The 7149-nt window shown below is 44.2% G+C and carries 6 protein-coding genes and 1 rRNA gene; all 7 read left to right on the forward strand.

Translation table 11 applies throughout. The annotated features are described in order from the left end of the window. The first annotated feature begins 16 nt into the window (after positions 1-16). Complete coding sequence (gene proC / locus G343_RS0103540; protein ID WP_020006735.1) at positions 17-826, forward strand: pyrroline-5-carboxylate reductase; 810 nt, start codon at positions 17-19, stop codon at positions 824-826. A gap of 74 nt (positions 827-900) precedes the next feature. Then, entirely contained in the window at positions 901-2457 is a 1557-nt protein-coding gene (locus G343_RS0103545) for an amidohydrolase (RefSeq protein WP_020006736.1), read from the forward strand. An 11-nt stretch (positions 2458-2468) separates the two neighbouring features. After that, complete coding sequence (locus tag G343_RS0103550; RefSeq protein ID WP_020006737.1) at positions 2469-3563, forward strand: NAD/NADP-dependent octopine/nopaline dehydrogenase family protein; 1095 nt, start codon at positions 2469-2471, stop codon at positions 3561-3563. A 263-nt stretch (positions 3564-3826) separates the two neighbouring features. Then, positions 3827-4783: a mechanosensitive ion channel gene (locus tag G343_RS0103555; RefSeq protein WP_020006738.1), complete on the forward strand. Its 957-nt coding sequence runs from the start codon at positions 3827-3829 to the stop codon at positions 4781-4783. A 123-nt stretch (positions 4784-4906) separates the two neighbouring features. Further along, positions 4907-5953, forward strand: coding sequence for an Mrp/NBP35 family ATP-binding protein (locus G343_RS0103560; protein ID WP_020006739.1), 1047 nt, complete (start codon positions 4907-4909; stop codon positions 5951-5953). A 17-nt stretch (positions 5954-5970) separates the two neighbouring features. Next, positions 5971-6735 (forward strand): KinB-signaling pathway activation protein, encoded by a 765-nt coding sequence (locus G343_RS0103565; protein WP_020006740.1) that lies wholly within the window; start codon positions 5971-5973, stop codon positions 6733-6735. Positions 6736-7075: 340 nt separating this feature from the next. Then, positions 7076-7149 (forward strand): 16S ribosomal RNA (locus G343_RS15615); the annotation flags it as partial.

Genomic DNA, 7149 nt, shown 5'->3' on the forward strand with positions numbered 1-7149 from the left:
AATTGGAGTTGATTCGATGAAGATTGTCTTTTATGGTGCGGGCAATATGGCAAGTGCGATTTTTATAGGAATGATTGAGAATCGCGTGATCGAACCGGGACAAATTTACTTAACAAGCAAAAGTCAGAAAGAAAAGATCATGTTCTTTAAAGAAAATCTTGGCGTGAATGTTTCCTATGATGATGTTGAACTGATGAAAGACGCTGATTATGTCATCCTTGCGAGCAAGCCGCAGAGCTTTCCTGATGTTGCTGAAAGAATGAGACCGCATCTTGAGGAAAAGACAAAAATAGTTTCGGTTATGGCAGGTACGCAGATTAAAACGATTCAAAGTGAACTGCGGACTGACAACCCAATCGCCAGAATCATGCCGAATACGAATGCCATGGTTCAGCATTCTGTGAGCGGAATCACCCATACAGAAAACTTCCCTGACAAAGATGAGCTGGTTGAACTGATGGAAAGCTTTGGAACGACTGTGACTGTAGATGAGGATGAGATGCACAATATTACTGCGGCAACAGGCTCAGGCTCTGCTTTTCTTTATTATATATATGAAAAATATGCTGAAAGTTTAATGGACCTCGGCTTTAGTGAACAACAGGCGATGTTCCTGACTAAAAACCTCGTGATCGGCGCAGGTAAAATGGTGGAAGATTCAGAACAGCCATTCAGTCAGCTGCGTAAAAATATCACTTCAAAACATGGGACTACAGAAGCGGGTATCAATGCGCTGGACAGTGAAGGTATGAAGGAAATACTGACGCGGACGCTTAATGCAGCTGCCAGCCGGAGTGAAGAGTTAAGCAAAGATGATGAATCATAAAAATAAAATGTTTCAGATTATTGAATACTTCATATAGAATATATATGAAGTATTTTTTTCTGAGGAGGGGTCATATGAAGACATTGTATTACAACGGTCTGATCTACACGATGGAGAGCGAAGGTGCCACAACGGAGAGTGTCATGGAAGATAAAGGGATAGTGACAAAGACCGGTGCATTTGAAACGCTTGAAGCGGAGGCGGATATTAAAGTTGACCTGAAAGGTCAGACGATGCTGCCGGCGCTCACAGATACACATATGCATCTTGTGATGCTCGGAAAGAAATTGAAATCTCTCGCCCTGCATCATGTGGACGATCTGGCGGAAATGAAACGTCTGATCAGTGGTTTCCGTTCAGCCCACAAATGGAATTTGATACTTGGATATGATGAGAATAACCTGGACGGTCAATACCGTATGAAACGGCAGGAACTGGATGCGTTGACTGATAAACCAACGCTCATTACAAGAGTCTGCCATCACGCAGGCATTGTGAATACAAAAGCACTGGAGCATTTGAACATCGATAAAGGGATAGAAGACCCCGAAGGCGGCTATTTTGAAAGAGACAGCGAGGGTGAGCTTACAGGCTGGGTCTATGATACAGCGTTTGACCAGATCCGGAATCAGACAGTGGATGACAGTGTGGAATCAGTGAGCAGTGACATAGAAACAGCGATTGAATATCTGTACAAATTTGGTATAGCGGGCGCACATACGGAAGATATGTCCAGCTATGGACCGTACGAAGTGCCGCTGAAAGCATATCTGGAAACATTGGGACCTGACCGGCTGAAATTTAGAGTGAATCTGCTCAGGAATGAAAAAGTTTATGATCAGATGGTTGAAGATGATCCGGTCTATATAGATGACTGGGTGGAAAAAGGCGCGATGAAAATTTTTGCAGACGGTGCCTTCGGCGGTAAGACTGCACTGGTCAAAGCGCCGTACGCCGGTACAGATAACCACGGTCTGCAGATCCATTCAAGAGAGGATTTTGAAGGACTGGTCAAAAACGCAAGGCGCAACGATGACGCAGTAGCCGTCCATATGATTGGTGATGCAGCATGTGAACTTGTGCTTGATACGATAGAAAAGTATCCGGCGCCTAAGGGTTGCCATGACCGGCTGATCCACTGCAGTCTCTTAAGTGAATCACTGATCGGCCGGATGGCTGCGCTGCCAGTCATCTGTGATATCCAGCCCGCTTTTTTGACTTCCGATATGCCATGGATTGAAGCATACCTCGGATCCCAAAGGGCAGCGTTTTTATACCCTTTCAAAACGATGGTGGATAAAGGGCTTGTACTCGGAGGATCCAGCGACGCGCCAATCGAGGATGTAAACCCTCTGCTCGGTGTCCAGACTCTTGTCACTCGCCGGGGAGATACAGGTGTATATAACAAAAATGAGACCGTTTCCCGTTTTGAAGCGTTTAAAATGTATACCGTAAATGCGGCAGAAATTGTGCACAAAGAAGATGTGGCCGGAAAGATAATGCCCGGATATTATGCGGACTTTGCCATCTTTGACAGAGACGTAATGCGGGTAGAGGACAATGAATTGAATGATGCATTTGTGACACAGACTGTGATAAGCGGAGATACGGTTTACCAGATCAATGATTAAGGGAGGATTATATGACTCTGAAAATAGGTATATTTGGCGCAGGGAACGGTGGTGTGACAGCAGCTGCAGATCTGACAGAAAAAGGGCACGAAGTCACATTGTATCAATCACCGACTTCTAAAAATGACTTGAGCAGGATTGAATCATCAGGGGCAGTCAGCCTCAACGGCAAACCGGTGAAAATACACCGCTTTACAAAAGATGTGAAGTCAGCAGTACAGGGTAACGATGTCATTATGCTGACGGTGCCGGCGCCTGCAATCGAACCGGTGGCAGAAGAATTATCACCGTATCTTGAAGACGGCCAGTATATAATGATCAACGGTGCGAGTGCCATGAGCAGTCTCAGGTTCAAACGGGTATTAAGGAATATGAAACATGACGTGGAAGTGAGGGTCGGAGAGACGATGTCCCTCACTTATGCTTCCAGGTATGATTCAGAAACGAATGAAGCGCACTTGATTTCCTATAATGAACATAATCTTTTCGCAGCGTTTCCTTCCCGTTTTACAGAGGAAATGCTGGAAGTTTTAAAGCGGATGTACGAACATTTAAAACCGGCTGAAAATATAATCGAAACGACCTTGAACAATGGCAATCCTGAAAGTCATCCCGGTCCGTCGATATTGAATGCGGGCAGAATCGACACCGCGGGAGACGACTTTTATCTATATAAGGATGGTATTACAGAACATACAGTCAATATCATTCATGAAATAGATAAAGAACGCCAGGAAATATGCCGGGCACTGGATTTTGAAGCCGTTGATAAATCAGCACGCAGTATCCGGTCGGGTTACTTTAGGGAATCACAGTCTTTGCGTGAACAATTCAACACTTCCGAAATTTTGAAGGATATCCCGGGGCCGGCAGATTTGGCAGACCGCTATGTTACTGAAGATGTTTCTAACGGGCTTGTCCTTTGGGCAAGTATCGGAGATGCAGCAGGTGTTGAGACCCCCGTCATGGATTCCGTCATAACGCTGGCTGGCGTACTTTTAAATCGGGACTTTTTCCAGCAGGGTGTGACATTAAGCAAGCTGGGCATCCACCCGGGCAGCGGTTCTGAACTCAATGGATTGATGAAATACGACCATACCAGATAGTAAAACAGGTCTGGGACAGACGTTATAAATCGATAAAATATTGCAGCATGGACAGTAAAATCCGTACGTTTGCGCCCCTCCCCAGGGACTCAAATGTACGGATGTCTGCATTAAAAGTTTTTTGTGTCAGTTTCTTTATACATTACTTCATCTGAGAAACATTTAAATTGTATATACATAAATGCAAAAAAATGAATCAATTCAGTTTAGGAAGGCAGGGCTTAGGTTATAAGTAAATATACTATTTAAAGGAGGCACATAAAATGACCGGAATAACAGATCAGTTTACTTCCATGTTTGGCAGTATTATCGCATTCATACCTAATCTAATCAGCGCGATATTATTCCTGCTTCTTGCATGGATTATTGCAGTTATTGTTAAGAATATTATCGTGAAAGGTCTAAATGCTGTTGGTTTCGACAAATGGCTTGAGAAAAAGGGGATCAGCAGTAAAGAAGGCGCGCAGCAGGAATCTGAAGGACTGGTGGCCACATTGGGCAAACTTGCCTATTTCCTGATATTCATCCTGTTCCTGCCGCCGGTATTTGATGCACTCAATATGCAGTCCGTCTCCAACCCGATCAGGGAAATGATGACGACTGTCTTAAACTTTGTCCCTCAAATACTTGTAGCGGTTGTCCTGCTTATATTAGGACTGTTTATCGCCAAGATGCTGGGGAATCTGGTGAAAAATCTGCTTAATAACCTGAATGCCGGCCGGTTCAATTCCTATGTGAATTTTGGCAGACAGGAGGAAGAACAGGGCATCGATATCCCAGTTGCTTCCGGCTGGATTGTGACAACAGTCATCGGTCTTTTCTTTGTAGTGCAGGCGTTGACAGTAATCGATCTTGAAGTGTTCAACACAATAGGTACGGCAATCATTGCATATCTGCCGGCAGTTATTTCTGCACTGATCATACTAACGCTTGGCTTTGTCGGAGGGAATCTGTTGTCTAAAGGGGTTTCGAAGAGCACCGGCAATGCGTTCCTCGGTGAAATTTCAAAATATCTTCTGATTATCGTTGCAGTGTTTATGACACTTGATCAGTTGAATTTCGCACAGAACATCGTTAACATCGCATTCCTGTTCATCATTGCCGCAGTTTCGATTGCATTTGCAATCAGTTTCGGTATTGGCGGCAGATCATTTGCCGAGAAACAGCTGCAGAAATTCGAATATAAGGTGAAAGAAGGAGAAGACAGGCAAAACGAATAATAAGAAAAATGAGTTTATGATCCAGACACTTTATACACAAAGTGTTTGGATTTTTTTATTTTACAACCAGGATGTTATGTTATCATGAATATATTGAGTTTAAGCCGTAAAGGAGAATTATAGATGGTCACTAAGGAACAGGTTGAGGAAATAGTAAACGGTATAGATGATCCTATTCTGAATGTACCAATTTCTGAGACAGGCGGTCTGCAGGAAGTTAAGGTGAAGGAAGATAAGGGGCATGTGAGTATAAAAGTAGCAATCGGACGGCTGGGCGGTCAGGAACAGCTTGATTTGCAGATGAAAGTGGTCAATGTGGTCAAAGAAGCAGGCGCTGACTCTGTAGGGCTCAGATTCGATGAGTTGGATGAAGAGATTATCGAGCGCCACCGCGGGACAGCGGGAAGTGAAGTGGAAAACAGGTTCCAGGAGAATGATACAAAATTCATTTCCATCGCTTCCGGTAAAGGCGGTGTCGGGAAATCTACAGTAGCTGTCAATCTTGCTGTTTCACTTGCGAACCAGGGTAAAAGAGTCGGCTTGATTGATGCGGATATATATGGTTTCAGTGTGCCGGATATGATGGGGATCACTAAAAAACCGGGGCTGGAAGATAAGACGCTTATCCCCGTTGAAAGATTTGGTGTCAAAGTCATTTCAATGGCATTTTTCGTAGAAGAAAATACGCCGGTGATCTGGAGAGGGCCAATGCTTGGCAAGATGGTCAACAGCTTCTTTGATGAAGTGAAATGGGGAGACCTTGATTATCTCCTGCTTGATCTGCCTCCGGGTACAGGGGACGTGGCGCTTGATGTACACCAGCTGCTGCCTCATAGTAAGGAGATTATTGTGTCGACGCCGCATCCGACTGCAGCATTCGTTGCCGCAAGGGCAGGGGCCATGGCCCAGCATACCGATCATGAAATTCTCGGTGTCATTGAAAACATGAGCTATTTCGAAAGTAAAAACACAGGCCAAAAAGAATACATTTTTGGAAAAGGCGGCGGGGATAAGCTTGCGGATGAACTGCAGGTACCGGTGCTCGGTTATCTCCCGCTGGGACAGCCGGAATGGGACGAAGAAGATTTTGCCCCCTCCGTATACAAAGACGATGAAATAGGCAGAGCGTATACTCAGATTGCTGAAAAAATCATAGATCAAAGTGAGTAGCCCGGAGGAGTTAGTGCATGACATCCAAATATTTAGTTAAATTTTATTTTAGGACCCTCCTGGCCGGCATGATTATCACAACGATCGTCAGCTTGTTTACAGAGTACGACAATGTCACCAGATATCTGTTCGAAGGACAGATTGGAGAGTTTCTCGCCGGAGTGATATGGTTTCTGGGATATGGCCTGATGATTGCAACTGTTTCCCAAGTGGCATTCTTTGTCTACCTTTTCCTGCACCCCCTCGGCATGGGCATTTTTGGCAGGATATGGCCGTATGTCCAGCTGCTCTTAATCATGTATGCGATATTCGACCTCTTCTTTTTGAGGTTTGATTACTTTGGAGTGGGGCAGAATCAGTTGTGGAGCTTCATCTGGGTGCCGATCATAGTCGTAGCTGCCGGATTTGTTGTTGCCAGGATGAAAGATAAGTCGGTAAAGGATGCGAAACTTTTCATCCCCTCACTCTTCTTTATGATATTCATGACCTCGGTGACACTGCTGCCGTTTCTGAATGTAGAGGATACATCATGGATATACAGATCGATCTTCACGCTCATCATCTGTAATGCGCTTCAGCTTTTGACCATGCCCAAGTACATAGAGGCATCTGAAAGAGAGAAAAGAGCGCGCGGCAGAACTACAAAAAGTGATATCAATGCCGAAAAAAGGGCAGAGCTGAGAAAAGACATGGAAGAAAGACATAAACAAGAGGCGAACCAGGATAAAAACAGGAAGAGCATGAAATATAAGAACAAGGCAAATCAGACAAAAAACAAATAAAAGAGCGGGCTGCCGCTCTTTTTGTATTTAAGTGCAAAAGTACAATATTAATAATAATGATTTTGTTGACACGAATGCACAGGCTTGATATTATATAAAAGTCGCTGAAAACAGGCGACGGGATAAAAGCACTCGCAACAATTAGTTAAAAAATTAATTCCGAAAAGTGCTTGCGAAACATCTGCTTAGCTGATACAATATTAAAGCAGTCGAAAAAACAGAGAACATTGAAAACTGAATGACAATATGTCAACGTTAATTCCGAAGAAACGGGATGAGGAATCATCCCGAAATTGAGGCGGACAATAGAAACGCAATCGAGCTTAAGATAAGCTTTCCAATCATGGAGAGTTTGATCCTGGCTCAGGATGAACGCTGGCGGCGTGCCTAATACATGCAAGTCGCACGCGGCCC

The sequence above is a fragment of the Salinicoccus albus DSM 19776 genome (genome assembly GCF_000385175.1).
GTDB classification, from domain to species: Bacteria; Bacillota; Bacilli; order Staphylococcales; family Salinicoccaceae; genus Salinicoccus; species Salinicoccus albus.

Bases quoted from the DNA above. Each gene is read 5' to 3' on its own strand.
- G343_RS0103545 (WP_020006736.1), top strand. From the start codon at position 901: ATGAAGACATTGTATTACAACGGTCTGATCTACACGATGGAGAGCGAA.
- G343_RS0103555 (WP_020006738.1), top strand. From the start codon at position 3,827: ATGACCGGAATAACAGATCAGTTTACTTCCATGTTTGGCAGTATTATC.
- G343_RS0103560 (WP_020006739.1), top strand. From the start codon at position 4,907: ATGGTCACTAAGGAACAGGTTGAGGAAATAGTAAACGGTATAGATGAT.
- G343_RS0103550 (WP_020006737.1), top strand. From the start codon at position 2,469: ATGACTCTGAAAATAGGTATATTTGGCGCAGGGAACGGTGGTGTGACA.
- G343_RS0103565 (WP_020006740.1), top strand. From the start codon at position 5,971: ATGACATCCAAATATTTAGTTAAATTTTATTTTAGGACCCTCCTGGCC.
- proC (WP_020006735.1), top strand. From the start codon at position 17: ATGAAGATTGTCTTTTATGGTGCGGGCAATATGGCAAGTGCGATTTTT.